The organism is Actinosynnema pretiosum (assembly GCF_002354875.1).
Taxonomy (GTDB): Bacteria; Actinomycetota; Actinomycetes; order Mycobacteriales; family Pseudonocardiaceae; genus Actinosynnema; species Actinosynnema auranticum.
Window position 1 is genome coordinate 1,101,690 of the sequence record NZ_CP023445.1, and the last position, 22,780, is coordinate 1,124,469.

28 protein-coding genes are annotated in these 22,780 nt (G+C 74.5%); 19 read left to right on the top strand and 9 right to left on the bottom strand.

The genetic code is table 11. From position 1 onward, the window contains the following. Positions 1-33: 33 nt before the first annotated feature. A complete protein-coding gene (gene wecB, locus CNX65_RS05020) occupies positions 34-1,206 on the top strand; it encodes a non-hydrolyzing UDP-N-acetylglucosamine 2-epimerase (protein ID WP_096491719.1) in 1,173 nt (390 codons plus the stop codon). A gap of 125 nt (positions 1,207-1,331) precedes the next feature. Then, complete coding sequence (locus CNX65_RS05025; RefSeq protein WP_096491720.1) at positions 1,332-1,988, top strand: hypothetical protein; 657 nt, start codon at positions 1,332-1,334, stop codon at positions 1,986-1,988. Positions 1,989-2,101: 113 nt separating this feature from the next. Here CNX65_RS05025 and CNX65_RS05030 read toward each other — a convergent pair whose 3' ends face one another. Further along, the gene (locus CNX65_RS05030; RefSeq protein ID WP_096491721.1) at positions 2,102-2,671 is read right to left on the bottom strand and encodes an isochorismatase family protein; all 570 of its coding nucleotides are present in this window, start codon (positions 2,669-2,671) and stop codon (positions 2,102-2,104) included. 10 nt (positions 2,672-2,681) lie between these two features. Next, on the bottom strand, positions 2,682-3,959 hold the full coding sequence (locus CNX65_RS05035; protein WP_096491722.1) for a nicotinate phosphoribosyltransferase: 1,278 nt from the start codon (positions 3,957-3,959) through the stop codon (positions 2,682-2,684). Between the two features lie 88 nt (positions 3,960-4,047). On the opposite strand from CNX65_RS05035, the gene clpS reads away from it, so the two are divergent. The 8 genes from clpS to CNX65_RS05075 all read left to right on the top strand — a co-directional run bounded on the left by clpS (position 4,048) and on the right by CNX65_RS05075 (position 9,520). After that, positions 4,048-4,347, top strand: a complete 300-nt coding sequence (gene clpS / locus CNX65_RS05040; RefSeq protein ID WP_096491723.1) for an ATP-dependent Clp protease adapter ClpS — start codon at positions 4,048-4,050, stop codon at positions 4,345-4,347. Beyond that, on the top strand, positions 4,344-4,901 hold the full coding sequence (locus CNX65_RS05045; RefSeq protein ID WP_012783624.1) for a DUF2017 domain-containing protein: 558 nt from the start codon (positions 4,344-4,346) through the stop codon (positions 4,899-4,901). The genes clpS and CNX65_RS05045 overlap by 4 nt, the downstream gene beginning before the upstream one ends. Continuing rightward, a complete protein-coding gene (locus CNX65_RS05050; RefSeq protein ID WP_096491724.1) occupies positions 4,898-5,512 on the top strand; it encodes a peptidase S58, DmpA in 615 nt (204 codons plus the stop codon). The genes CNX65_RS05045 and CNX65_RS05050 overlap by 4 nt, the downstream gene beginning before the upstream one ends. Positions 5,513-5,817: 305 nt before the next feature. After that, positions 5,818-6,387, top strand: a complete 570-nt coding sequence (locus tag CNX65_RS05055) for a DUF2231 domain-containing protein (RefSeq protein WP_096491725.1) — start codon at positions 5,818-5,820, stop codon at positions 6,385-6,387. 9 nt (positions 6,388-6,396) lie between these two features. Then, on the top strand, positions 6,397-6,852 hold the full coding sequence (locus CNX65_RS05060) for a Mov34/MPN/PAD-1 family protein (protein WP_012783627.1): 456 nt from the start codon (positions 6,397-6,399) through the stop codon (positions 6,850-6,852). A gap of 62 nt (positions 6,853-6,914) precedes the next feature. Continuing rightward, a complete protein-coding gene (locus CNX65_RS05065) occupies positions 6,915-7,187 on the top strand; it encodes a MoaD/ThiS family protein (RefSeq protein WP_096491726.1) in 273 nt (90 codons plus the stop codon). A gap of 7 nt (positions 7,188-7,194) precedes the next feature. Then, positions 7,195-8,145 carry a PLP-dependent cysteine synthase family protein gene (locus CNX65_RS05070; RefSeq protein WP_096491727.1) on the top strand — a complete coding sequence of 317 codons (951 nt, stop codon included), beginning with the start codon at positions 7,195-7,197 and terminating at the stop codon, positions 8,143-8,145. A 604-nt stretch (positions 8,146-8,749) separates the two neighbouring features. Beyond that, complete coding sequence (locus CNX65_RS05075) at positions 8,750-9,520, top strand: MBL fold metallo-hydrolase (protein WP_096491728.1); 771 nt, start codon at positions 8,750-8,752, stop codon at positions 9,518-9,520. Positions 9,521-9,559: 39 nt separating this feature from the next. Here the strand turns inward: CNX65_RS05075 and CNX65_RS05080 are convergent, their stop codons facing one another. Then, entirely contained in the window at positions 9,560-10,396 is an 837-nt protein-coding gene (locus CNX65_RS05080; RefSeq protein ID WP_096491729.1) for an SMP-30/gluconolactonase/LRE family protein, read from the bottom strand. A 427-nt stretch (positions 10,397-10,823) separates the two neighbouring features. Between CNX65_RS05080 and CNX65_RS05085 the strand changes: the two genes are divergently transcribed. The 5 genes from CNX65_RS05085 to CNX65_RS05105 all read left to right on the top strand — a co-directional run bounded on the left by CNX65_RS05085 (position 10,824) and on the right by CNX65_RS05105 (position 14,085). Then, positions 10,824-11,459, top strand: coding sequence for a rhomboid family intramembrane serine protease (locus CNX65_RS05085; protein WP_096491730.1), 636 nt, complete (start codon positions 10,824-10,826; stop codon positions 11,457-11,459). Continuing rightward, positions 11,456-12,250 carry a glutamate racemase gene (murI, locus tag CNX65_RS05090; protein WP_096491731.1) on the top strand — a complete coding sequence of 265 codons (795 nt, stop codon included), beginning with the start codon at positions 11,456-11,458 and terminating at the stop codon, positions 12,248-12,250. Before CNX65_RS05085 ends, murI begins: the two co-directional genes overlap by 4 nt. A 17-nt stretch (positions 12,251-12,267) precedes the next feature. Continuing rightward, positions 12,268-13,080, top strand: coding sequence for an MBL fold metallo-hydrolase (locus CNX65_RS05095; protein ID WP_096491732.1), 813 nt, complete (start codon positions 12,268-12,270; stop codon positions 13,078-13,080). After that, positions 13,070-13,573 (top strand): hemerythrin domain-containing protein, encoded by a 504-nt coding sequence (locus CNX65_RS05100; RefSeq protein ID WP_198320432.1) that lies wholly within the window; start codon positions 13,070-13,072, stop codon positions 13,571-13,573. The genes CNX65_RS05095 and CNX65_RS05100 overlap by 11 nt, the downstream gene beginning before the upstream one ends. Positions 13,574-13,677: 104 nt before the next feature. Continuing rightward, positions 13,678-14,085 carry an OsmC family protein gene (locus tag CNX65_RS05105; protein WP_096491734.1) on the top strand — a complete coding sequence of 136 codons (408 nt, stop codon included), beginning with the start codon at positions 13,678-13,680 and terminating at the stop codon, positions 14,083-14,085. 12 nt (positions 14,086-14,097) lie between these two features. Here CNX65_RS05105 and CNX65_RS05110 read toward each other — a convergent pair whose 3' ends face one another. Then, positions 14,098-14,634: a DUF2231 domain-containing protein gene (locus tag CNX65_RS05110; protein ID WP_012783637.1), complete on the bottom strand. Its 537-nt coding sequence runs from the start codon at positions 14,632-14,634 to the stop codon at positions 14,098-14,100. Positions 14,635-14,687: 53 nt separating this feature from the next. Here CNX65_RS05110 and rph point away from each other — a divergent pair, with 53 nt between their 5' ends. Both rph and rdgB read left to right on the top strand, forming a co-directional pair. Beyond that, complete coding sequence (gene rph, locus CNX65_RS05115; RefSeq protein WP_096491735.1) at positions 14,688-15,452, top strand: ribonuclease PH; 765 nt, start codon at positions 14,688-14,690, stop codon at positions 15,450-15,452. Beyond that, positions 15,449-16,045 carry an RdgB/HAM1 family non-canonical purine NTP pyrophosphatase gene (rdgB, locus tag CNX65_RS05120; protein ID WP_096491736.1) on the top strand — a complete coding sequence of 199 codons (597 nt, stop codon included), beginning with the start codon at positions 15,449-15,451 and terminating at the stop codon, positions 16,043-16,045. The genes rph and rdgB overlap by 4 nt, the downstream gene beginning before the upstream one ends. Here the strand turns inward: rdgB and CNX65_RS05125 are convergent. The 4 genes from CNX65_RS05125 to CNX65_RS05140 all read right to left on the bottom strand — a co-directional run bounded on the left by CNX65_RS05125 (position 16,030) and on the right by CNX65_RS05140 (position 19,375). Next, positions 16,030-16,989 (bottom strand): hypothetical protein, encoded by a 960-nt coding sequence (locus CNX65_RS05125; protein WP_096491737.1) that lies wholly within the window; start codon positions 16,987-16,989, stop codon positions 16,030-16,032. The genes rdgB and CNX65_RS05125 overlap by 16 nt on opposite strands. A 55-nt stretch (positions 16,990-17,044) precedes the next feature. Then, the gene (bcp, locus tag CNX65_RS05130; RefSeq protein WP_096491738.1) at positions 17,045-17,518 is read right to left on the bottom strand and encodes a thioredoxin-dependent thiol peroxidase; all 474 of its coding nucleotides are present in this window, start codon (positions 17,516-17,518) and stop codon (positions 17,045-17,047) included. 22 nt (positions 17,519-17,540) lie between these two features. Continuing rightward, positions 17,541-17,882: a hypothetical protein gene (locus CNX65_RS36710; protein WP_232519702.1), complete on the bottom strand. Its 342-nt coding sequence runs from the start codon at positions 17,880-17,882 to the stop codon at positions 17,541-17,543. A 470-nt stretch (positions 17,883-18,352) separates the two neighbouring features. Then, on the bottom strand, positions 18,353-19,375 hold the full coding sequence (locus tag CNX65_RS05140) for an LLM class flavin-dependent oxidoreductase (protein WP_096491740.1): 1,023 nt from the start codon (positions 19,373-19,375) through the stop codon (positions 18,353-18,355). Positions 19,376-19,402: 27 nt separating this feature from the next. Between CNX65_RS05140 and CNX65_RS05145 the strand changes: the two genes are divergently transcribed. Continuing rightward, on the top strand, positions 19,403-20,545 hold the full coding sequence (locus CNX65_RS05145) for an NAD(P)-binding domain-containing protein (protein WP_232519703.1): 1,143 nt from the start codon (positions 19,403-19,405) through the stop codon (positions 20,543-20,545). 167 nt (positions 20,546-20,712) lie between these two features. On the opposite strand, the gene CNX65_RS05150 is transcribed toward CNX65_RS05145, so the two are convergent. Then, a complete protein-coding gene (locus CNX65_RS05150) occupies positions 20,713-21,669 on the bottom strand; it encodes a DedA family protein (protein WP_232519704.1) in 957 nt (318 codons plus the stop codon). 112 nt (positions 21,670-21,781) lie between these two features. Between CNX65_RS05150 and CNX65_RS05155 the strand changes: the two genes are divergently transcribed. Next, a complete protein-coding gene (locus tag CNX65_RS05155; RefSeq protein WP_096491741.1) occupies positions 21,782-22,750 on the top strand; it encodes a CobW family GTP-binding protein in 969 nt (322 codons plus the stop codon). Positions 22,751-22,780 lie beyond the last annotated feature (30 nt).

Below are 22,780 nucleotides of genomic sequence, written 5' to 3' on the forward strand. Positions count from 1 at the left end.
CCGGGGACCCCGTGCCCTGACAGGGAGTACGAGATGAAGGAAGTCCTGCTGCTGGCGGGCACCAGGCCGGAGGCGGTGAAGGTCGCCCCGGTCGCGCTGGAGCTTGCAGGCCACCGCGGGATCAGGCCGGTCATCGTGCACGGCGGGCAGCACGCGGGCGTGGTCGAGCAGGCGCTGGCCGCGTTCGGGCTGGTCCCTGACGTGGTGCTGGACGTGCCGCGCGCCACCGGGACCCAGGCGGAGCTGCTGTCGCTGCTGGTGCCGCAGGTCGACCGGGTGCTGCGGCGGCGCGCGCCCGCGGCCGTGCTGGTCCAGGGCGACACGACCACCGCGCTCGCGGGCGCGCTGGCCGCGTTCTGGCGCGGGGTTCCCGTCGCCCACCTGGAGGCGGGGCTGCGCACCGGCGAGCTGGCCAGCCCGTTCCCCGAGGAGGGGACCCGGCAGATGATCGCTCGCATCGCCGCGCTGCACCTGGCCCCCACCGACGACGCGGCCTGCGCGCTGCTCGGCGAGTCGCTGCCCGACGGGAACGTCGTGGTCACCGGGAACACGGTGGTGGACGCGGTGCAGCGGGTCGCCGCCGCCGACCTGCCCGCGCGCGACCCGGACCTCGCGGTGCTGGAGCGGGTGCTCGACGAGCACGGGCAGCGCCTGGTGCTGGTCACCGTGCACCGCCGCGAGTCCTGGGGCGAGCCGCTCGACCGGGTGCTGGGCGCGGTGCGCGGCATCGCCGACCGGCACCCGGACGTGCGGGTGCTGCTGCCCGCGCACCCGAACCCGGCGGTGCGCGCGCAGGTCGTCGCCGCGCTCGGCGGGCACCCGAGGATCGTGGTGACCGAGCCGCTGGACTACCCGGACCTGGTGCGGGCGCTGCGCAGGTCGGCGCTGGTGCTCACGGACTCCGGCGGCATCCAGGAGGAGGCGCCCTCGTTCGGGGTGCCGGTGCTGGTGCTGCGGGAGAGCACCGAGCGGATGGCGGCGGTGGACGCCGGGTGCGCGTGGCTGGTCGGCACCGACCCGACGCGCATCCTCGCCGAGGCGGGCTGGGCGCTGGGCGCGCGGCTGCGCCTGCCGCACAGCCGCAACCCGTTCGGTGACGGATTTGCCGCCATCAGGGTTCGAAAAGCACTGGAAAGGCTACTGGGAATTGCCCCGGTTCCCGTGCTTTCCGGCGCTCCGACCGTTCCTGCCATGCGCGTTCCGTAATCCCTCACCCGGCGGTGGAGAAAAACTTCCCGGTCGAGTGAGAACGGGTCTGCCGGTGATACGAAAACGGCGGCCTGGTTCGATATCGGCCTCGAGGGGCGGAATACAGCAGAAGGGCTTTCGACATGAACCACACCTGGGCGCGCCGAGTCGGAGCTGTCATCGCGGCACTGGCCGCGGGGCTGGTGTCCACCGCGGCCCCCGCGCTCGCGGGCGAGGTCCCGGCGGGGGTCGCGGCGGTCGGCGTCGCCGACTACGTGGTGAACGGGCAGACCGTCACCACCGGGGTGCTCGCGCCCTGCTCCGTGGAGGGCGTGAAGGTCAACGCCTCGCTGCTCACGGTCCGGACCGGCGTCCGCTTCGGCCCCGGCTCCACCACCTGCACCACCACGGTGGTCGACCCGGAGAACTACATCACCACCACCAAGTCCGAGGCGCTGGGCTCGCAGTTCGAGCTGTCCGCGCTGATGGACGCGGGCGGCCCCCGCCTCAAGATCGCCTCCTGGCAGCTCTCCTGCAGCGCCACCCAGGAGGGCACCAGCGCCCAGTGGGGCATCAGCGGCCTGTCCGGCTTCACCGGCCTGCCGAGCCAGCTGACCGCCAACTACACCTACGACATCAAGAAGAACGGGAACCTGCTCGCGAAGGTGATCTTCGGCGAGGTCACCACCCCGCCGGACGGCAGCATCACCATGAACCTGATGCGCGTGCAGTTCCAGCCCGCGTCGGGCGTCACCGGCGAGGTCGTCGTGGGCTCCACGGCCTGCTCGCCCACCCCCTGACGGCTCCCGGACGACGCCGGAGGCCGGGTGCTCGGCGAGCACCCGGCCTCCGGCCGTTCCGAATCCCGCTGCCCCGAGCTCCACTGCCCCGAGCCCTCGGGGCAGCCGCGCGGTCAGCCGACCGCGGGCTCCCCGTCCAGCTCGACGCCCGCGGCCCGCAGCTGCTCCAGCGCCGAGTCCACGGTCGGCCGCGCCACCCCGGCGGTCAGCCCGAGCAGCACCCGCGTGGCGAACCCGGCCGCCGCCGCGTCCAGCGCCGTCGCCCGCACGCAGTGGTCCGTGGCGATCCCCACCACGTCCACCCGCTCCACGCCGCGCTCGCGCAACCAGTCCACCAGGGACGCCCCGTCACCGGCCGCGCCCTCGAACCCCGAGTACGCCGCCTCGTACGCGCCCTTGGAGAACACCGCCTCCACCCCGGTCACGTCCAGCTCCGGGTGGAACGAGGCCCCCGCCGTCCCGGCCACGCAGTGCACCGGCCACGAGTCCACGAAGTCCGGCGACTCGCTGAAGTGCCCGCCGGGGTCGACGTGGTAGTCCCGCGTCGCCACGACGTGGTCGTACCCGCCGGCCCGCACGTGCGCGCTGATGGCCGAGGCCACCGCCGCGCCGCCCGCCACCGCGAGCGATCCCCCCTCGCAGAAGTCGTTCTGCACGTCCACCACGATCAGTGCCCTGCCCACAGCGCCCACCTCACAGGAAAGTCGTCGGGATCGCCGGGTCGCCCTTCGACAGCTTCAGCCCCTCCCACGGCACGCTCACCAGCGCCGCGCGCAGTCGCTCCCGGCTGCGCTCCAGGGAGTTGACGCCCTCCACCAGCTCGCCGCCGCGCGCCAGCGCGACCTGCAGCGGCCGGTCGTGCTCCTGAGCCTCGGGCTGGACGCCGGGGCCGTGGACGACCTCCTCCAGCGCCGTCCCGGTCTCCTTGTGCCTGCGCAGCGCGCCCTTGCGCCCGCCGCGCGACTCCTTGTGGGAGCTGCGCTTGGCGACCGGGCGACCGTCCACCTCGACCAGCTTGTAGACCATGCCCGCCGTCGGCGCGCCCGAGCCGGTCACCAGCGAGGTGCCCACGCCGTACGCGTCCACCGGCTCGGCCCGCAGCGCCGCGATCGAGTACTCGTCCAGGTCGCCGGACACCACGATCCGGGTCGACCTCGCGCCCAGCCCGTCGAGCTGGTCGCGCGCCTGCCTGGCCAGCACGCCCAGGTCGCCGGAGTCGATGCGCACCGCGCCCAGCTCCGGGCCCGCGACGCGCACGGCGGTCTCGATGCCGTTGGTGATGTCGTAGGTGTCGACCAGCAGCGTGGTGCCCGCGCCCAGCGCGTCGACCTGGCTGCGGAACGCGGCTTCCTCGTCGTCGTGCAGCAGCGTGAACGCGTGCGCGCAGGTGCCCGTGGTGGGGATGCCGTACCGGCGCCCGGCCTCCAGGTTGGACGTCGCGGTGAAGCCCGCCAGGTACGCGGCCCGCGCGGACGCGACCGCCGCCTCCTCGTGCGTGCGGCGCGAGCCCATCTCGATCATGCGGCGGCCGTTGGCGGCACCCACCATGCGCGCGGCGGCCGAGGCGACCGCGCTGTCGTGGTTCAGGATCGACAGGGCCAGCGTCTCCAGCACCACGCCCACGCCGAACGGCGCGGTCACGGTCAGCACCGGGGAGCCGGGGAAGTACAGCTCGCCCTCGGGGTAGCCGTCGACGTCGCCGGTGAACTCGTAGTCGTCCAGCCACGCCAGCGTCGCGTCGTCCACCACGCCGGTGCGCTCCAGCAGCTCCAGCTCGGCCGGGCCGAAGCGGAAGGACGTGATGGCGTCCAGCAGCCTGCCGGTGCCCGCGACCACGCCGTAGCGGCGGCCCTCGGGGAGCCTGCGGGCGAAGACCTCGAAGACGCACGGCCGGTCGGCGGTGCCGTCGCGCAGCGCCGCTGCCAGCATCGTCAGCTCGTAGTGGTCGGTGAACAGCGCCGTGGACGACATGTCCAGAGCGTAGGCGCGGCCTCGGCGAACGCGCACCACCCGGACCTATGGGCTCCACCACCCTCGCGAACATGACACCATTGGCGGTATGACCACGCCCGTCGAGCAGGAGCGGACGCAGGCAGACCAGGTCGCGGAGGAGGGGGCGTCGGCGGACAGCCCCTGGATGACGCTCGTCTGGAACGACCCGGTGAACCTGATGTCCTACGTGACGTACGTGTTCCAGAAGGTCTTCGGCTACAGCAAGGACCACGCGACCAGGCTGATGATGGACGTGCACCACAAGGGCCGGGCGGTCGTGTCCTCCGGCACCAAGGACAAGATGGAGGCCGACGTGGCGAAACTGCACGCCGCCGGTCTGTGGGCGACCATGCAGCGGTCGTCGTGAACCGCTGGCACCGCTCCGGCGAGCAGGTGGTGTGCCACCTGGACCGCCAGGAGGCCGCGGTCGTGCGCGGCCTGGTGAGCCAGATCCAGGACATGCTGCTGGCGCGCGCCGAGGAGGCCCCGCAGGACGAGCTGTCCGAGCTGACCGGCATCCGCACCGGGCCGTCGACGCCGCCCGACGACCTGATCCTGGGCAGGCTCCTGCCGGACTTCCACCGGCTGGACCTGGACGAGCACGAGGCGGGCGACGAGGACTCGGCGGCGGCGCTGCGCTCGCTGCACGAGCCCGCGCTCCTGGACGCCAAGACCGGGGTGGCCGCCGTCGTGCTGGACACGTGCCCGCCGGAGGGCGGCGACGTGCGGCTCGGGCCCGCCGAGGCGGAGGCGTGGCTGTCGGCGCTCAACGACGTGCGGCTGGCGCTGGGCACGGCGCTGGACGTGCAGGAGGACATGCCGGACGAGCTGCCCGAGGACGACCCGCGCTCCCCGCACCTCGGGGTGTACCACTGGTTGACCTGGGTGCAGGAGACGCTGGTCGAGGCGGTCATGGGGTGACCGGGCCCGTGCCGGGCGGGGTGCTGCTGGGCCGCTCCGGTGGCGCGGTGGTGCTGCTGGCTCCCGACGGCGGGCTGGTGGCCGGGGTGGACGTGCGCGGCGCGCCCACCGGGACCCGCGAGCTGGACCTGCTGGCGCCGGGAACGCTGGTCGAGCGGGTGCACGCGGTGGTGCTGTCCCGTGACGGGCTCGGCGCCGAGGACGGTGTGCTGCCGTGGCTGGCCGAGCGCGGCCGGGGGTTCCGGGTCGGCGCGGGCGCGCACGAGGTCGTGCCGATCGTGCCGACGCTCGCGGTCGGTTCCGCCCCTGGCGACCCGGCTGCGGGACGTGCGGCGTGCGAGGCGGCCGAGCCGTGGACCGGGGACGCCGTGGTGCTGACCGGCGCGGCGGGGTCGCCCGACCGCCGAGTCGCCGGGTTGCTGCTGGTGCGCGCGGCGCTGGACGAGGCCCGGTGCGGCCGGGTTGCCGCGTCCGCCCGCGACGGGCTGGTGCGCGCCGGGCTGGAACTGCCCTCCGCGGTGATCGCGGTCGCCACCGGCGAGGACACCGGGACCCCGCTCGACGCGCTGTGCGCCGACGCCACCGCCAGGCTGCGCGCCGCGGCGACCTGACCGGCGCCGCCTGATCCGCAGCCGCTGCCCGACCTCGGCTGCCCGACTCCCGCCGCCCGACCGCCACTGCCCGACCCCGGCTGCCTGACCCCGGTTGCCCGGCCCCGGCTTTCCGGCCGTCCCTGTCGGACTCCCGCTGCCTGACCTCCGCCGCCGCGCCCGGCCGCCGCCGCCCGATCCGCCCCCACCGCGCGATCCCGCAGCCGCCGCCCGCCCACACCACCCGGCCCCACCGCCCGCGGTCGTCATCCCCCGCTTCGGGTGCCCGCGAGTTCGAGCCCGCCGCAGCCGGGTACCCCCTCCGCATGTTGCCGCTACTGCGCAAGTTCACCCGCCGCGTCGAGCGCAGCGAGGCGCTCGACCGCGCCGCCGCCGCCATCGCCGAGTTCATCCCGCCGCAGCTGCGCGACCACCGCGTCACCACCGTGCTGCGCGGCAAGTTCCTCGGCCACCCGCTGCACCCCATCGCGGTCATGCTGCCCATCGGCATGTACGCCGCCTCCGCGGTGCTCGACGTCGCGCCGGGGGAGTCCAAGGCCTCCCGCGCGCTGATCGGCATCGGCCTGGCGTCCACCCCGGTCGCGGTGGCCAGCGGGCTGGCCGAGTTCACCTCCCTGGAGAAGGACCAGCGCCGCGCCGCCGTCGCGCACCTGGCCTTCAACGGGGGCGCCACGCTCTGCTACCTCACCTCGTTCCGGCTGCGCGGCCACGGGTTCGGCGTGGTCGCCCGAGGGGTCTCGCTGCTCGGCCTGACCCTGATCGGCGTCGGCGGCTACCTGGGCGGCCACCTCACCTACGCGCAGGGAGCGGGCGTCGGGCGCGAGGCCGGGGGCTGGGAGTTCTCACAGGTCGGGACGTCCACCGCCGCCCCGTAGGATGGACGCGTGCTGGTGATTCGCCGTGACCTGGTCGACGAGGTGGTCGCGCACGCCCGTCGCGACCACCCGGACGAGGCGTGCGGGATGCTCGCGGGCCCCGAGGGCTCCGACCGCCCCGAGCGGTTCGTCCCGATGGAGAACGCCGAGCGCTCCCCGACGTTCTACCGGTTCGACGCGGCCGAGCAGCTGCGCGTGCACCGGGAGATGGAGCGCGCGGACGAGGTGCCGGTGGTCATCTACCACTCGCACACCGCCACCGAGGCGTACCCGTCGCGGACCGACGTCTCCTACGCCCACGAGCCCGACGCCCACTACGTGCTGGTGTCCACCCGCGACCCGGAGCGCCACGAGCTGCGCTCGTACCGGATCGTCGACGGCGTGATCACCGAGGAGCCCGTGGAGGTCGTCGACTCCTACGCGCCCCAGACCACCGGCGCGGACGTCGCGCCCGACCGGACCTGACCCCGGTCCCCGCAGCCGCACCACACCGCCCGGTTCGCGTCGTCCCACGGAGGAAAGCAAGCATGGCCGTCACCGTCTCCATCCCCACCATCCTGCGCACGCACACCGGCGGGCAGAAGTCCGTCGAGGCGAAGGGCGCCACGCTCGCCGAGGTCATCGACGACCTGGAGGGCAACCACGGCGGCATCAAGGCCCGCCTGGTGAAGGAGGGCGCGCTGCACCGGTTCGTCAACGTCTACGTCAACGACGAGGACGTCCGCTTCTCCGGTGGCCTGGGCGCCGAGGTCAAGGACGGCGACAACGTCACGATCCTCCCGGCCGTCGCGGGCGGCTGATCCGGCCGTGGCGCGCTACGAGTCGCTGCTGGACGCGGTCGGCGGCACGCCCCTGGTGGGGCTGCCCCGGCTGTCACCCTCGCCGGAGGTCCGGCTGTGGGCCAAGCTGGAGGACCGCAACCCGACCGGTTCGATCAAGGACCGGCCCGCGCTGGCCATGATCGAGCAGGCCGAGCGGGACGGGGTCCTCACCCCCGGCTGCACCATCCTGGAGCCGACCTCCGGCAACACCGGCATCGCGCTCGCCGCCGCCGCCAAGCTCAAGGGCTACGGGCTGGTGTGCGTGATGCCGGAGAACACCTCGACCGAGCGCAAGCAGCTGCTCCAGGCGTACGGCGCGCGGATCGTGTTCTCCCCGGCCGCGGGCGGCTCGAACCAGGCCGTCGCCCGCGCGAAGGAGCTGGCCAAGGACCACCCGGACTGGGTCATGCTCTACCAGTACGGCAACCCGGCCAACGCCGACGCCCACTACCGGGGCACCGGTCCGGAGCTGCTGGCCGACCTGCCCACGCTCACCCACTTCGTGGCGGGCCTGGGCACCACGGGCACGCTCGTCGGCGTCGGCCGCTACCTGCGCGAGCACAAGCCCGACGCGCAGGTCATCGCCGCCGAGCCGCGCTACGGCGAGCTGGTCTACGGGCTGCGCAACCTCGACGAGGGGTTCGTGCCCGAGCTGTACGACGCCGAGGTGCTGACCGGGCGCTACTCGGTCGGCTCCTACGACGCGCTGCGCCGCACCCGGCAGCTGCTGGAGGTGGAGGGCGTCTTCGCGGGCATCTCCACCGGCGCGATCCTGCACGCCGCCCTCGCCGCCGCCGAGAAGGCGGTCAAGCGCGGCGAGCGCGCGGACATCGCGTTCGTGGTCGCCGACGCCGGGTGGAAGTACCTGTCGACCGGCGCCTACGCGGGCACCCTGGACGAGGCCGCCGAACGCCTCGACGGGCACCTCTGGGCCTGAGCCCACGGCCGCCCGCGCCCCGCGCGCGGGCGGCCCCGGCTTTCCCCGGTCCGCCCCTTCCCGGCTGCCCCGCACTCCCCGCCCGTTTCCGGCGGGCCCTTCCCGGAGCCGCGTCGCGGGCGCCACCCCCTCCATTCCACGTCATCCGTTCCGCGCGCGCCGTTCCGCAGCGTGCACGGCCGTTCCGCACAGCGGGTGCCTGCCGCAGGCGAACGGGCGATGTGACTGGACGGCCCCGGCCCCAGGGGCGTACCGCTGGGTGGAGCACCGGCGTCGCCGAGCCCGGACGGGGGACCGTGAACCGCAACCCGCGCACGCCGCCACACCCGCGCGCGCCCGCCCGCGCGACCGGGCGCCAACCGGCGGGCGCGGCGCCGCTGCGGGGGTCGCTGCGGGCGGGGGCTAACGGCGCGCGGGCCCACGACGACGGTCACACCGACGAGGGCGCTCGGCGGGGTGGCAGAACTCCTGGAGGGGATTTCATGAGAAGTGCGGGCCAGTTTCGTGAAAACCGTGACCGCAATTCAACGGATTCACCCGGAGGGCTCGCCCGAGAAGTGTGGAAAAGCAATTCCGGCCCCTTTGCCGGTGCTATCGTGCCGCCATGCGGCTGACCGTGCTGGGTTGTGCGGGGAGCGTCCCCGGCCCCGGCACGCCGACGTCCGGCTACCTGGTCGAGGCCGGTGGCGCGCGGGTGGTCCTGGACCTGGGGAGCGGCGTGTTCAGCGGGCTGCTGCGGCGCTGCGACCCGTTCGACCTGGACGCCGTGCTGCTCTCGCACCTGCACCTGGACCACTGCGCGGACTTCAGCGCGCTGGCCACCTACCGCCGCCACCACCCCGAGCCGCCGTACGACCCCGCGTCGCGCCGGTTACCCGTGCTGGCCCCCGGCCACGCCCCGGAGCGCCTGGCCGCCGCGCACGCCGCGAGCCGGGCCGAGCTGGGGCGGCTGCGCCTGGACGAGCTGTTCGACTTCACCCCGCTGGCGGCAGGCCGGTACCGGATCGGCCCGCTGGAGGTCGAGGTGGCCAGGATGCGGCACATCTGCGAGGCGTACGCGTTCCGGCTCACCCACGGCGGCCGGTCGCTGGTGTTCAGCGGCGACACCGTGCAGTGCGGGGAGCTGGTCGAGCTGGCCAGGGGCGCGGACCTGCTGCTGGCCGACGCGGCGTGGCGCGAGCAGGCGGGGCGCGCCGACCACCTGCACATGAGCGGCAAGGAGGCCGCCTCGGTGGCCGCCGAGGCCGGGGTGGGCAGGCTGCTGCTCACCCACGTGCTGCCGTGGTCGGACGACCAGGGCGTGCTGGCCGACGCGGTGGCCGAGTTCGCGGGCCCCGTCGAGCTGGCCCGGCCGGACGCGGTGCACGAGGTCTAGCGCCCGCTCCGGGGGCGGGGCCGCGCGCGACCCCGCTCCTCAGCCCGCGAACGCCCGCGACATCAGCCCGGTCCCGGCGTCCGGCACCACCAGCACCGACCCGGCCAGCTCACCGCCGCCGTGGGCGCCCTCCCGCGCCGAGGTCACGTACAGGTCCGTCAGGTCCGGTCCGCCGAAGCAGCACCCGGTCGGCCGCTCGACCGGCAGCTCCAGCTCCCGGTCCAGCACCCCGTCCGGCGTGTAGCGCCGCACCGCGCCGCCCTCCCGCAGCGCCACCCACAGGCAGCCGTCCGCGTCCACGCACACCCCGTCCGGCAGCCCGCGCTCCACCTCCACGAGGGTGCGCAGCCCGCTGACCCCGCCCGTGGCGCGGTCGAAGGCCATCACGTCGATCCGGCCGTCGGCGCAGTGGTAGAGCAGCTGCCCGTCCGGGCTCCACGCGAGCCCGCCGCCGGGCCCGAGGTCCTTGCGCACCACGGCCGCGTCGCCGTTCGCGTCCACCCGCGCCAACCAGCCGTCGGCGGCCTCGCCGCCGTACCGGGTCGTCCCGGCCCAGATCCGCCCCGTCGGGTCCACCTCGGCCCCACCGGCGGACACCCCGTCGCGCGCCCAGTACACCAGCCACGTCTTGGTCTCGTTCGGGTCGATCAGCGCCACGCCGTCGCGCAGGTTCAGCACCAGACCGCCGCGCGTGCGCGGCTTGGCGGCCCCCACCGGCTGCGGTATCACCAGCACCGCGTCGTCCCCGCTGGCGGGGGAGTGGCGGTGAACCCCGCAGGCCGGGACGTCCACCCAGACGAGCGTCGAACTAACGGGGTCCCAGGTGGGGCTGGCGCCCCAGGTGGCCCCGGAGCGCACGGCGACATCGGTCAGCACCGGGCCACCCTAAGGGCAAGGCGTCCGGCCGCACCCCTGCGCCCGAGCGGGACGCGCGCACCGCGACCGGTGACCGCACCCGTGCGGTGACCGGGGCGGACGGGTGGGGACGGGCGAGCGCGAGAGAGTGGGGCCGGGCGAGTGGGGGCGGGCGGGGGGCGAGTGGGGACGGGCGGATGCGGGGAGCGGCCGAGTCGGGTGGTGCGGGCCTGCCGAGCCGGTCGGGGCAGGCGGCCGGGGCGGCCTGCCGAGCGGGCCGGGCGGTCGGGCTCACCGCGCCTGCTGGCCGTGCGCCTGCCCGCCGCTGCTGCCTGCCGCGCCTGCCGCTGCTGCTCGCTGCACCTGCCCGCCGCTGCCGCCCCCTGCCGGGGACCGGAGGTCGCCAAAACCGGCCGGTGCGCCCGAACCCGCAGGTAGCCTCGAAGTCGTGGACCCCGCTGCCCCGTCCTCCCGCGCTCCCCGCCCGCTCTCCCACCGCGTCATCCCGCCGAAGCCGCTGCTGTCGGCGCTGGTCGTGCTGCTGTTCACCGGCGCCCTCTACGTCGTCGAGGGGATCGACGCGGTCTTCCTGGGCGCGCTCGACGCCAACGGCGTCCGGCCGCGCGTGTGGTCCGAGTGGGACAACCTGCTCTGGGCCCCGGTGCTGCACGCGGGCTGGGACCACCTGATCGCCAACTCGGTGCCGCTGCTCGTGCTCGCCTTCCTGGCGTCCTCGGGCGGGATCAAGCAGTTCCTCCAGGTCACCGCCGTCATCTGGCTCGCCAGCGGCCTGGGGGTGTGGGTGTTCGGCTCGGTCGGCGTGCACCTGGGCGCGTCCGGCCTGATCTTCGGCTACCTGACGTTCCTGCTGGTGCGCGGGATCTTCGTGCGCAGCCCGTGGCAGATCGTGGTCGCGATCGCGGTGTTCGCGGTCTACGGCGCGGTGCTGTGGGGCGTGCTCCCCGGTCAGCCGGGGATCTCCTGGGAAGGTCACCTGTTCGGGGCGGTCGGTGGTGTTCTGGCGGCCTGGGGCGTGGCGCAGGACGCCAAGGGGGAGAGCAGGAGAGCTAATCTCGGGGCGTGACTTCCGCCGACGCGCCGATCGGGATCTTCGACTCCGGTGTGGGCGGGCTGACCGTCGCGCGAGCGATCATGGACCAGCTCCCCGCCGAACGCATCCGCTACGTGGGCGACACCGCCAACGGCCCCTACGGCCCGCTGCCGATCGCCCAGGTGCGCAAGCACGCCCTCGACCTCGCCGACAAGCTCGTCGCGGACGGCGTCAAGATGCTCGTGATCGCGTGCAACACCGCGTCCGCCGCGTGCCTGCGCGACGCCCGCGAGCGCTACGACGTGCCCGTGGTCGAGGTCGTGCTGCCCGCCGTGCGCCGCGCCGTCGCCACCACCCGCAGCGGCCGGGTCGGCGTCATCGGCACCCAGAGCACCATCACCTCCGGCGCCTACCAGGACACCTTCGCCGCCGCGCGCGACGTCCGGGTCACCGCCGTCGCCTGCCCCCGGTTCGTGGACTTCGTGGAGCGCGGCACCACCTCCGGCCGCCAGGTCCTCGGCATCGCCCAGGCCTACCTGGAGCCGCTGCAGCGCGCCGACGTCGACACGCTCGTCCTCGGCTGCACGCACTACCCGCTGCTCACCGGCGTCGTCCAGCTCGTCATGGGCGACGGCGTCACCCTGGTCTCCAGCGCGGAGGAGACGGTCAAGGACGTGGTGCGGGTGCTGACCGAGCGCGACCAGTTCCGCGAGGGCGAGCCCGACCAGCGGTTCACCTCCACCGGCTCGGTCGAGACCTTCGAACGGCTCGCCCGCAGGTTCCTGCCGCAGTTGGCGCACGCCTCCTTCCACGCGTACGGCTGACCTGCCAGGCTCCAGGCGTGCTGCTGACCGTGCTCGGCTGCTCCGGCAGCCTCCCCGGCCCCGAGTCCCCGTCCTCCGGCTACCTGGTCGAGTCCGGGGGGTGCGCCGTCGCCCTCGACCTGGGCAGCGGGGTGCTCGCCGCGATGCAGGCCCGCGGGTGCGACCCGTTCGACCTGGGAGCGCTCCTGCTCTCGCACCTGCACCCCGACCACTGCGCCGACTTCACCACCCTGGCCGTCATGCGGCGCTACCACATCCACCCGCCGTACGACGCCTACCAGCGCAAGCTCCCGGTGCACGGGCCGAGCGAGGTCGCCGACCGGCTCGCCCGCGCGTACGCGGAGAGCGCCGAGGAGCTGGCGACCACGGACCTGTCCGACGTGTTCGACTTCCACGTCCTGGACGCCGGGTCCTTCGAGGTGGGGCCGTTCCGGGTGCGCTCCCGGCCGGTCGAGCACTCCTGCGAGGCGCACGGCTTCCGGCTGGAGGCCGACGGCGCGGCGATCGCCTACACGGGGGACAGCGGGCCGTGCGCCGCGCTCGCCGACCTGGCGTCCGGCGTCGACCTGCTGCTCGCCGAGGCCACCTGGACCGACCACCCCGACCGGCCGCTCGGCGAGCACCTGTCCGGGGCCCAGGCGGGTCGGCTCGCGCACGAGGCCGGGGTCGGCGAGCTGGTCCTCACCCACCTCGCCCCGTGGACCGACCCGGCCGAGGTGCTGGCCGAGGCGCGCGCCGAGTACTCCGGTCCGGTGACGCTCGCCCGCGCGGGCGGGGTCCACGAGGTTGCCGGACCGGCGGCGCGGGTAGTAGGTGGCCGTGGCAACTGACGTCGTAGAGCTGATCCTGGCCGACCACCGCAGGTTCGAGGAGCTGTTCCGCGCGCTCCGCGACCGCACCAACGACCGCGCCGCCCTGCAGGGCGAGCTGTCCGCGCTGCTCGTCGCGCACGCCGAGGCCGAGGAGGCGGAGGTCTACCCGGCGCTCAAGCGGTACAAGCGGATCGACAACGAGGAGGTCGACCACGGCGCCGAGGAGCACGCCGAGGGGCACCAGGCGCTGCTCGCGCTGCTGGAGGTCGAGGACACCTCGTCGCAGGCGTGGGAGGACAAGCTGGAGGAGCTCGTCGAGGCGATGACGCACCACGTCGACGAGGAGGAGCGGACGATCCTCAACGACACCCGGTCGCGGGTGGCCGACGACCGGCGCGAGGAGCTGGGGCGGCTGTTCCTGCGGGTGCGGCAGGAGAAGCTGGACAGCGGGTGCGGCGACCTGGAGAACGTGCGCCGCGTCGCCGAGGCCACCGAGGAGCGGATCGACTAGGTCGGGCGGGCGCGGGACCGGGCGGCCCGGCAGCCAGCCGGACCGGTGTCCCGCTCCCGCGCGGTCGGGCCGGGGTGTTCCGCGCGCGGCCGGGGCGCGCTAGCGTGCCCGCCGTGTCCGGTGTCGAGGTGACCAGGGTCGGGGAGCACGTCTTCGAGGCGCGCAACGAGCGCGGCGCGGCCGTGCGGTTGGGGCGGGCCGGGCAGGACGGGGTGTTCAGCCCCGTCGAGCTGCTGCTGGCCGCCGCGGCCGGGTGCGCGGCGGTGACCGCCGAGAGCCTGGTGGTGCGCCGGGTCGGGGACCTGTCGGCGCGCGCCGAGGAGGTCAGGTCCGAGGGCGGGCACGAGCTGGCCGAGGTGCCGGTCGCGCTGGACTACGACCTGTCCGCGCTGGACGAGGCGCGGCGCGAGGCGCTGGCCGCCGCCGTCCGGCGGGCCGTCGAGGGGCTGTGCACGGTCACCAGGACGCTCAAGCTCCCGGTCCCCGCGCCGCTGACCCTGCCGGAGGCCTGATCCCCCGAGCCGCTAGTTCCCCACGCCGTCGTACACGGCCGTGGAGCCGCTGTGGCCGATCCGCACCACCTGCGCGGTCGCCGCCGCGCCGGTCGCGATCACCAGCACCGCCACCACCACCGACACCCGCCGCCAGGTCTTCGGCACGCCCGCTCCCGCGTCGCGCCCGGCCTGCTCCGCCGAGGCGGCGCGCTCCCGGTCGGCGAGCCTGCCCGCCACCAGCAGCAGCACCACCGCCACCCCGAAGCCCAGCGCGAACGGCAGCAGCGTGTCGCCCATGTCGGCGTGCTCGGTGATCAGCGGGTTCTCGAACCGCTGCGAGATCCGGTGCTCCAGCTGCTCGCCGGTCTTCGCCGCCACCGGCACCGCCAGCACCCCCAGCAGGGTCACGCCGAGCAGCGGCGCGCTGTAGCGCTGCCGCCAGCGCGGCACCAGCGCGGCGGCGATCGCGGCCACCGCGGCCAGCGGGAGCAGGACGACCACCGCGTGCACCACCAGCGGGTGGGCCGGGAGCCCGAACACGGTGAACAACTCGCCTGTGGGTTCCATGACTCTCCTGTGCCGGTGGGCTGCTCCCGGCCTCAGCGGCCTAGGGTAGGGCTGTGCTGAGGACCGATGGCAGGAACGATGACGTGCTGCGTGACATCAGGATCACACGCGGCTTCCAGCAGTGGCCTGCGGGATCGGTGCTGATCGAGTTCGGCGGCACCCGCGTGCTGTGCGCCGCGAGCGTCACCGAGGGCGTGCCCCGGTGGCGCTCCGGCTCGGGCCTCGGCTGGGTGACCGCCGAGTACGCGATGCTGCCGTCCGCCACTCACACGCGGGGTGACCGCGAGTCCATCAAGGGCCGGGTCGGTGGTCGCACCCACGAGATCAGTCGCCTGATCGGGCGGTCTTTGCGCGCCTGCATCGACCTGGCCGCGCTGGGCGAGAACACCATCGTGATCGACTGCGACGTCATCCAGGCCGACGGCGGCACCCGCACCGCCGCCATCACCGGCGCCTACGTGGCACTGGCCGACGCCGTGACGTGGCTGGGCGCGGCGGGCAGGCTCGCCGACCCGCAGCCGCTCTCGTGCGCGATCTCCGCCGTGTCGGTCGGCGTGGTCGACGGCCGCGTGCGGCTCGACCTGCCCTACGAGGAGGACTCGCGGGCCGAGGTCGACATGAACGTCGTCGCGACCGACGCGGGCACCCTGGTCGAGGTGCAGGGCACCGGCGAGGGCGCCACGTTCGCCCGCAGCACCCTGGACAAGATGCTGGACCTGGCCCTGAAGGGCTGCGCCGAGCTGAACCGGCTGCAGACCGAGGCCCTGGCGCAGCCGTACCCCGGCGTGCTCCCCGAGCCGAAGCCGAGGAAGAAGTGAAGCTGCTGCTCGCCTCCCGCAACGCCAAGAAGCTGCGGGAGCTGAAGAGGATCGTCGCCGCCGAGGGCATCGAGGTGCTCGGGCTGGACGACGTGCCGGAGTTCCCCGAGGCCCCGGAGACCGCCCCCACGTTCGAGGGCAACGCGCTGGCCAAGGCCCGCGACGCGCACGCCGCCACCGGGCTGCCCGCCGTCGCCGACGACTCGGGCATCGCGGTGGACGCCCTCAACGGGATGCCCGGCGTGCTGTCGGCCCGCTGGGCCGGCGCGCACGGCGACGACGCGGCGAACCTGGAGCTGGTCCTCGGCCAGCTGCGCGACGTGCCGGACGAGCGGCGCGGGGCGGCGTTCGTCAGCGCGGTCGCCTACGTCGCGGCGGACGGCTCGGAGGTGGTGGTGCGCGGCGAGTGGCGCGGCACGATCCTCCGCGAGGCGCGCGGCGCCAACGGCTTCGGCTACGACCCGATCTTCCGGCCGGACGGCCTCGAGGTCACGTCGGCCGAGCTGTCGGCGGAGGAGAAGGACGCCCTGTCCCACCGGGGCAAGGCGCTGCGGCTGCTCCTGCCGCACCTGCGGGGTCAGTCGTCCAGGTAGTGCAGCTCCACGCCCGGTCCCAGTCCGTCGACGCCCGCGTGCCCGGCGGACCGGAACAGGGTCAGCCGCAGTGACGCCCCGGTGAGCGGGGTGAGGTCGAGCGGGTCGGTCTCGTCGTAGATCGCCAGCTCGGCCAGCCACTCCAGGTCGAGCAGCGGTTCGAGGTCGGCGACGCGGGTGTCGTGGAGGCCGATCCGCCCGGCGTTGGGCGCGAAGTCGGCGATGCCGGTCAGGTCCAGCTCGCCGGACAGCGCGAAGTGGAGCGACGCCGCGCTCTCGCTGGTCGGCCAGCCCGCGAACCCGCCGATGGGGTGCGCGAAGAACCCGACGTGCACCAGGTTCTCCAGCCTGCCGAGCGCGGAGCGGTCGGTGGCGTCGTCCAGGCCCGACAGGCGCAGCGACTCGACGTTCGGGCAGTGCGCCAGGAAGTCCAGCGACTTCCACGCGCGGCCCGGCGCGAGCCCCAGGTGCAGGTAGGCGAGCCCCGGCAGCTCGCCGAGCCGGTCGAGGTCGGCGTACCCGTCCGCCCCCTCCAGCTCCACGGCCTCCAGCCGGGGGTGATCCGCCAGCGGAGCCAGCGACACCTCGCCGTCGACCTTGAGCGTGACCCACGTCAGGTGCGGCACGTCGGCCAGCACCGACAGCGGCTGGACCCCGGCCCCGATCACCACGCTCACCGCGGTGAGGTGGCGCAGCGCGCCGAGGTGGGGGACCTGCGCCGGGTCGACGACCGTGATCGCGCCGTCGACCAGCGGCGCGCCGGCCAGCACCGCCTCGGCGTAGCCGCGGCGCTCGTGCCGCCGCCACCCGTCGACGAGCGCCTCCTGCACCGCCCGCCTGCCGTCCCGCGCGCACGCGGCCAACCACGGCAGGTCCCCGGCGGCCCCGAGGCGCGCGACCCCCTCGACCACCTCGGCGGCGGCCTCCTCCGACAGCTCCAGCAACTCTTCCGGCGAAGGCCGCGACACCCTGGCAGTCCCCTCGAATCCCGTGCCCGCCTCAGGAGGCGGGCAGCTCGCGCAGCAGCTTGGCGACGTGCCCGGTCGCCCGGACGTTGTACATCGCCTTCACGATCCTCCCGTCCGGCCCGACCAGGAACGTCGAGCGGATCACGCCCTGCACCACGCGCCCGTAGTTCTTCTTCTCGCCGAACGCCCCCCACGCCGCCAGGACGGTCTTGTCCTCGTCCGACAGCAGCGGGAAGGTCAGGCCCTCGGCCTCGGCGAACCTCGCCAGCTTCTCCGGCTTGTCCGGCGACACGCCGACGACCTCGTACCCGGACTCCGCGAGAGCGCCGGTGCTGTCGCGGAAGTCGCAGGCCTGCTTCGTGCACCCCGGCGTGCCCGCGGCGGGGTAGAAGTACACCACCACGCTCCTGCCGAGGTAGTCCGACAGCGACACGGGCTTCCCGGAGCTGTCCGGCAGGGTGAACGCGGGGGCCTCGTCGCCCGGCGCCAGGCGGTTGTCCGTCATGGGGGTGAGCTTATCGAGCCCCTCAGGCCTTGCCCCCGAACGTCGCCACGGGCTCCTGGTCCGCGCCGTTCGGCTCGACGACCAGCCGGACGCGCACCGGCTGGGACGGCACCGCGTAGGCCAGCGTGACGACCGCCTCGCTGCCCGGCGGCACCTCGGCCATGGCCGAGGCCATGCCGTTGAGCCCCTGCACGGAGTCCATGACCTCGGCTATCGGCTCACCGCCCTGCTGCGCGCGGACCGCCAGCTGGTTGGTGCGGTAGCTCGACGTGCTGCCGTTCGACACGGTCAGCGTGAACACCGCCGTCCGCGCGGACGGCGGGTAGGAGGTCTCGCTCGGCCTGAGCGACTTGGGTTCCGACACTGTGATGGACAGGCCGTTGGACCACACCCGCTCGGTGCCGAACGGCGATTCCGCCGCGGCGCCCTGGCTTTCGGTGGCCGCTGCTTGCGCGGGTGCCTGTGGCGCGCTGCTGACCTCGGGTTCGGTACCGCACCCGACGAGAGCCAGAGCCAGGCACGCGCAGGCGGCCAGTCCGGCGAACTTCACGAACTCCCCTTCCCGCCCCGGCGGTGGGCTTGCTGCGACTGCCACCACCATGACGGGCCGGACGGGGTGCGGGGGAGCTGAAAGGGCGCTTGATTCGGACCTGGTGCAGGCCTGTGGCCAACCCGTGATGACGCGCCCCGGCCCGCGCGGACGCCTCAGCTCGCTGGGACGTCCGCGCGGGACCCGGCGGCGGCCGGATCGGGCGGCCGGGCCGCCCGGAAGTTAGGGAGCGCGTCGGGGGGCGTGCGCGCTCACTCCCATCATCGCGCTCAGTAGGCCCTCCGCTACACCTCTACTTCAGTCTTCACTCGTTCGGACGAACGAAGTTCGGCGACCAGCTCGAAGGACCTGAGGCGGTCCGCCTGGTCCGCGACCATCGTCGTCACCATCAGCTCGTCCGCCCGAGTGCTCTCCAGCAGCCGTTCGAGTTCTTCCCGCACGGTCTCCTGCGAGCCGATGACCTGCGAGGACATCCGCTCCTCGAAGACGAACCGCTCCAGCTCGTCGTACGGGTAGTCGGCGGCCTCCTGCGGCGTGGCCAGCGGGCCGGGCTTGCCCGAGCGCAGCCGCGCGAACGACAGGGCGCCGGGGCCGGCGATCCAGCGCGCGTGCTCGTCGGTCTCGGCGGCGATCACCGAGGCGCACACCATCGCGTGCGGCTCGGACAGCACCTCGGACGGGCGGAACCGCCGCCGGTACAGCTCCAGCGCGGGCAGCGTGTTCTGCGAGCTGAAGTGGTGGGCGAACGCGAACGGCAGCCCGAGCACGCCCGCGACCTGCGCGCTGTAGCCGCTGGAGCCCAGCAGCCACAGCGGCGGGCGGTAGCCCTTCGCCGGGACCGCGTCCAGCTCCTCGGTGCCGTCGAAGTAGCCCATCAGCTCGTTGAGCTGCTGCGGGAAGTCGTCCACCGACAGCGGGCCCTCGGTGCGGCGCAGCGCCCGCGCGGTGCGCTGGTCGGTGCCGGGGGCGCGGCCGATGCCCAGGTCGATGCGGTCCGGGTGCAGCGCGGACAGGGTGCCGAACTGCTCGGCGACCACCAGCGGCGCGTGGTTGGGCAGCATCACGCCGCCCGAGCCGACCCGGATGCGCTCGGTGGCCGAGGCCACGTGGCCGATCAGGATCGTCGGGGACGAGCTGGCGATGCCGGGCATGTTGTGGTGCTCGGCCAGCCAGAAGCGGGTGTAGCCGAGCCGCTCGACGTGCCGGGCCAGCTCCGTTGTCTCGCGCAGCGCCGTCCTGGCGTCGGTGCGCGTGGTGACCGGCGCGAGTTCGAGGACGGACAGCGGCACCTCGCTGAGACGGCTCATGCCCTGTCCCAACGCGCGGGAACGCCCGTGGCTTCCACGGACGGGTGTGATCGAGCGCTCACGATGGGCCGGGGCGGTGGCGGCGTTGACCGGGGTGTGGAGAGCAGCGGTGCGGGCAGCGCGGCGGGGGTCCTGGACGTCGTCGTGATCGGCGCTGGTCAGGCGGGGTTGGCGAGCGCGCACGCGCTGCGCCGCTCCGGGCTGGACCACGTGGTGCTGGACGCCGAGGACGGCCCCGGCGGCGCGTGGCGGCACCGCTGGCCCACGCTGCGCATGGCCACCGTGCACGGCGTCCACGACCTGCCGGGGACCCCGTTCGACCCGCCGCCGCCGGACGTCCCGGCCCGCGAGGCGCTGCCCGCGTACTTCGCCGACTTCGAGCGGCGCAACGGCGTCGAGGTGCTGCGCCCGGTCCGGGTGTCGGCGGTGCGCGACCGGGGCGGGCTGCTGGTCGTGGCGACCGACCGGGGGGAGTGGACCACCAGGGCGCTGATCAACGCCACCGGCACGTGGACGCACCCGTTCTGGCCGCGCTACCCCGGTCAGGAGCTGTTCCGGGGCCGCCAGCTGCACAGCGCCCGGTACGCCGGGCCCGAGGAGTTCGCCGGGCGGCACGTGGTCGTGGTCGGCGGCGGGACGTCGGCGGTGCAGCAGCTGCTGGAGATCGCCGAGCACGCCACCACCACGTGGGTCACCCGGCGCGAGCCGGTGTTCCGCGCCGAGCCGTTCACGCCCGAGGCGGGGCGGGCGGCGGTGGCGCTGGTGGAGGAGCGGGTGCGCGAGGGGCTGCCTCCGCGCAGCGTCGTCAGCGTCACCGGGCTGGTGCTGAACGACGCGGTGCGGGCCGCGGTGGACAGCGGGGTGCTGCGGCGCGAACCCGCGTTCGAGCGGATCACCGAGGACGGCGTGGTGTGGCCGGACGGGCGGTTCCAGCGGGCCGACGCGATCCTGTGGGCGACCGGCTACCGCGCGGCGCTGGACCACCTGGCCCCGCTGCGGCTGCGCGGGCCCGGCGGGGGAGTGCGGCTGGACGGCACCGAGGTCGTGGCTGACCCGCGCGTGCACCTGGTCGGGTACGGGCCGTCGGCCAGCACGGTCGGGGCCACGCGCGCGGGGCGGGCGGCGGTGAGGCGGATCAAGGACCTGCTGGCGGAGCCGGTGCCCGCCTGAGGGGCTGAGGCGGTCGTGGCGCGCGGCGGGGGCGCGGGCGGGGTGATCGCGTGGGCGCGCGGCGCGGGTCCGCCTGCGGGCCGCACGGGGGCCGGGAACGCGAACGCCCGGCCGGGGTGGTCCCCGGCCGGGCGTTCGCCTGGTCGTCGTGCCCGCTGCGCGGGGCGCTAGCGGTCCATCGGGCGGAACTGCTGCGTGCGGTCCGCGTCCACCGCCCGGAACTGCTCCGTCGCGTCCTGGTGACCGGGACCGGGGTGCCCCGGACCGTGGTGACCGGGACCGGCGTGGCCGGGACCGTGGTGTCCGGGGCCCGACTGCGGGTGCCCGTGGTGCGGCTGACCCGGCCGCGCCGGGACCCGCCCCGCCTGCACCGGAGCGGTCCGGTCCGAGGCGCCGGGCCCCGCCGGGTCGGTCGGCCCGATGCGCGCGGTGCGCTCCGAGTCGCCCTCGTCCCCGCGGCCCTCGTCCCTGCCGCCCTCGTCCCCGCCGGTCCCGGCGCTCCCGCCCGACGCGGCGTCCGCGCGCCGCTTGCGCAGCTTCCACACCACGAAGGCGACCAGGCCCACCAGGACCAGGACCACGACCACCTTCGACAGCACGCCCGCGTAGGTCTCCACCAGGTGCCACTGCTCACCCAGGAAGAAGCCCGCCAGGATCAGCACCGAGTTCCAGATCGCGCTGCCCGCCGTGGTGAGCAGCGTGAACTTGACCAGCGGCATCCGCTCCACCCCGGCCGGGATGGAGATCATGCTCCGGAAGATCGGGATCATGCGCCCGAAGAACACCGTCGCCGAGCCGTGCTTGACGAACCACTGCTCGGTCTTGTCCACGTCCGCGACGTCGACCAGCGGCATCTTCTCCACGATCCGGCGCACCCGCTCGCGCCCGAGAGCCGCGCCCACCCAGTAGAGCGCCAGCGCGCCCACCACGGATCCGATGGTCGTCCACAGGATCGCGGCGAACAGGCTCATCCCGCCCCGGCTGGCCGTGAAGCCCGCCAGCGGCAGGAACACCTCGCTCGGCAGCGGGGGGAACAGGTTCTCCAGCGCGATCGCCAAACCCGCACCGGGCGCACCCAGGGTCTCCATCAGACCGGTGGTCCAGTCGACGATCGAGTCGATCACTGACAACTCCCCGCACCTCCAATCAGGTGAAGGGTATCCGGCGCGAAACGTGCATAACGCCCTAGGTGGGGCGAATCGACGCTGCGTAGCGGTCCGGGCACAATCCCTCCCCGTGAAGCGGACGCCGGTGCTCGTGGTCGCAGGGTTCCTCGGCGCGGGCAAGACCACACTGCTCAACCACCTGTTGACCGGCGCGCGGGGCACGCGGGTCGGGGTCGTGGTGAACGACTTCGGCAGCATCGGCATCGACGCGATGGCCGTCGCGGGGCAGGTCGACTCGACGGTCTCCCTCGACGGGGGGTGCCTGTGCTGCGCGGTCGACGTGAGCGGGCTGGACGAGATGCTGGGCAAGCTCGTCGGCCGGGTCGACGTGATCGTCGTGGAGGCCAGCGGGCTGGCCGAGCCGCAGAGCGTGGTGCGGATGGTGCTGGCCAGCGAGCAGCCGGGGATCGCCTACGGCGGCCTGGTGCTCGTGGTCGACGCGGCCGAGTTCCCGGACGAGCCGGACCTGCGGGTGGCGGACCTGGTGGTGCTGAACAAGGTCGACCGGGTGGCCGACCCCGAGGCGCTGGTCGCGGCGCTGCGCGAGCGCAAGCCGGGGGTCGCGGTGGTCGCGGCCGAGCGCGGGCGGGTCGACCCGGCGCTGCTGTTCGACCCCAGGCCGAGGGAGCGGTACGGGCAGCTGACCCTGGACGACCTGGTCGCGGAGCTGGGCGAGGACGACCACGCGGGGCACGCGCACCACGCGTGGTCGAGCGTGGAGTTCACCACGCGCCAACCCCTGGACCCGCTCCGCCTGATGGCGTTCCTGTCCGACCGCCCTGCGGGCCTGTACCGCGCGAAGGGCCACGCGCGGTTCGCCGCGCTGGGCCACGACCAGCGGTTCGAGCTGCAGGTCGTCGGCGACTACCTGCGGTTCGACCGCACCCCGTGGCCGGGCGAACCCCGCACCGAGCTGGTCCTGATCGGCGTCGACCTGGACGCGGACGCGATCACCACCCGCCTGCGCGCCTGCGAGGAACCCGACCCGTCGTCGGTGAACCCGCAGTCGATGCTGGAGGTGCTGCGGTACCTGGTCTGAGCCGCGGTGGCGTCGAACCGCCACCGGGTG

Coding starts and splice junctions, on each gene's coding strand:
- CNX65_RS05055 (WP_096491725.1), top strand. CDS start 5,818: ATGTTGCCGCTACTGCGCAAGTTCACCCGCCGCGTCGAGCGCAGCGAG.
- CNX65_RS05110 (WP_012783637.1), bottom strand. CDS start 14,634: ATGGAACCCACAGGCGAGTTGTTCACCGTGTTCGGGCTCCCGGCCCAC.
- CNX65_RS05035 (WP_096491722.1), bottom strand. CDS start 3,959: ATGTCGTCCACGGCGCTGTTCACCGACCACTACGAGCTGACGATGCTG.
- wecB (WP_096491719.1), top strand. CDS start 34: ATGAAGGAAGTCCTGCTGCTGGCGGGCACCAGGCCGGAGGCGGTGAAG.
- CNX65_RS05140 (WP_096491740.1), bottom strand. CDS start 19,375: ATGAGCCGTCTCAGCGAGGTGCCGCTGTCCGTCCTCGAACTCGCGCCG.
- clpS (WP_096491723.1), top strand. CDS start 4,048: ATGACCACGCCCGTCGAGCAGGAGCGGACGCAGGCAGACCAGGTCGCG.
- CNX65_RS05025 (WP_096491720.1), top strand. CDS start 1,332: ATGAACCACACCTGGGCGCGCCGAGTCGGAGCTGTCATCGCGGCACTG.
- CNX65_RS05065 (WP_096491726.1), top strand. CDS start 6,915: ATGGCCGTCACCGTCTCCATCCCCACCATCCTGCGCACGCACACCGGC.
- CNX65_RS05075 (WP_096491728.1), top strand. CDS start 8,750: ATGCGGCTGACCGTGCTGGGTTGTGCGGGGAGCGTCCCCGGCCCCGGC.
- bcp (WP_096491738.1), bottom strand. CDS start 17,518: ATGACGGACAACCGCCTGGCGCCGGGCGACGAGGCCCCCGCGTTCACC.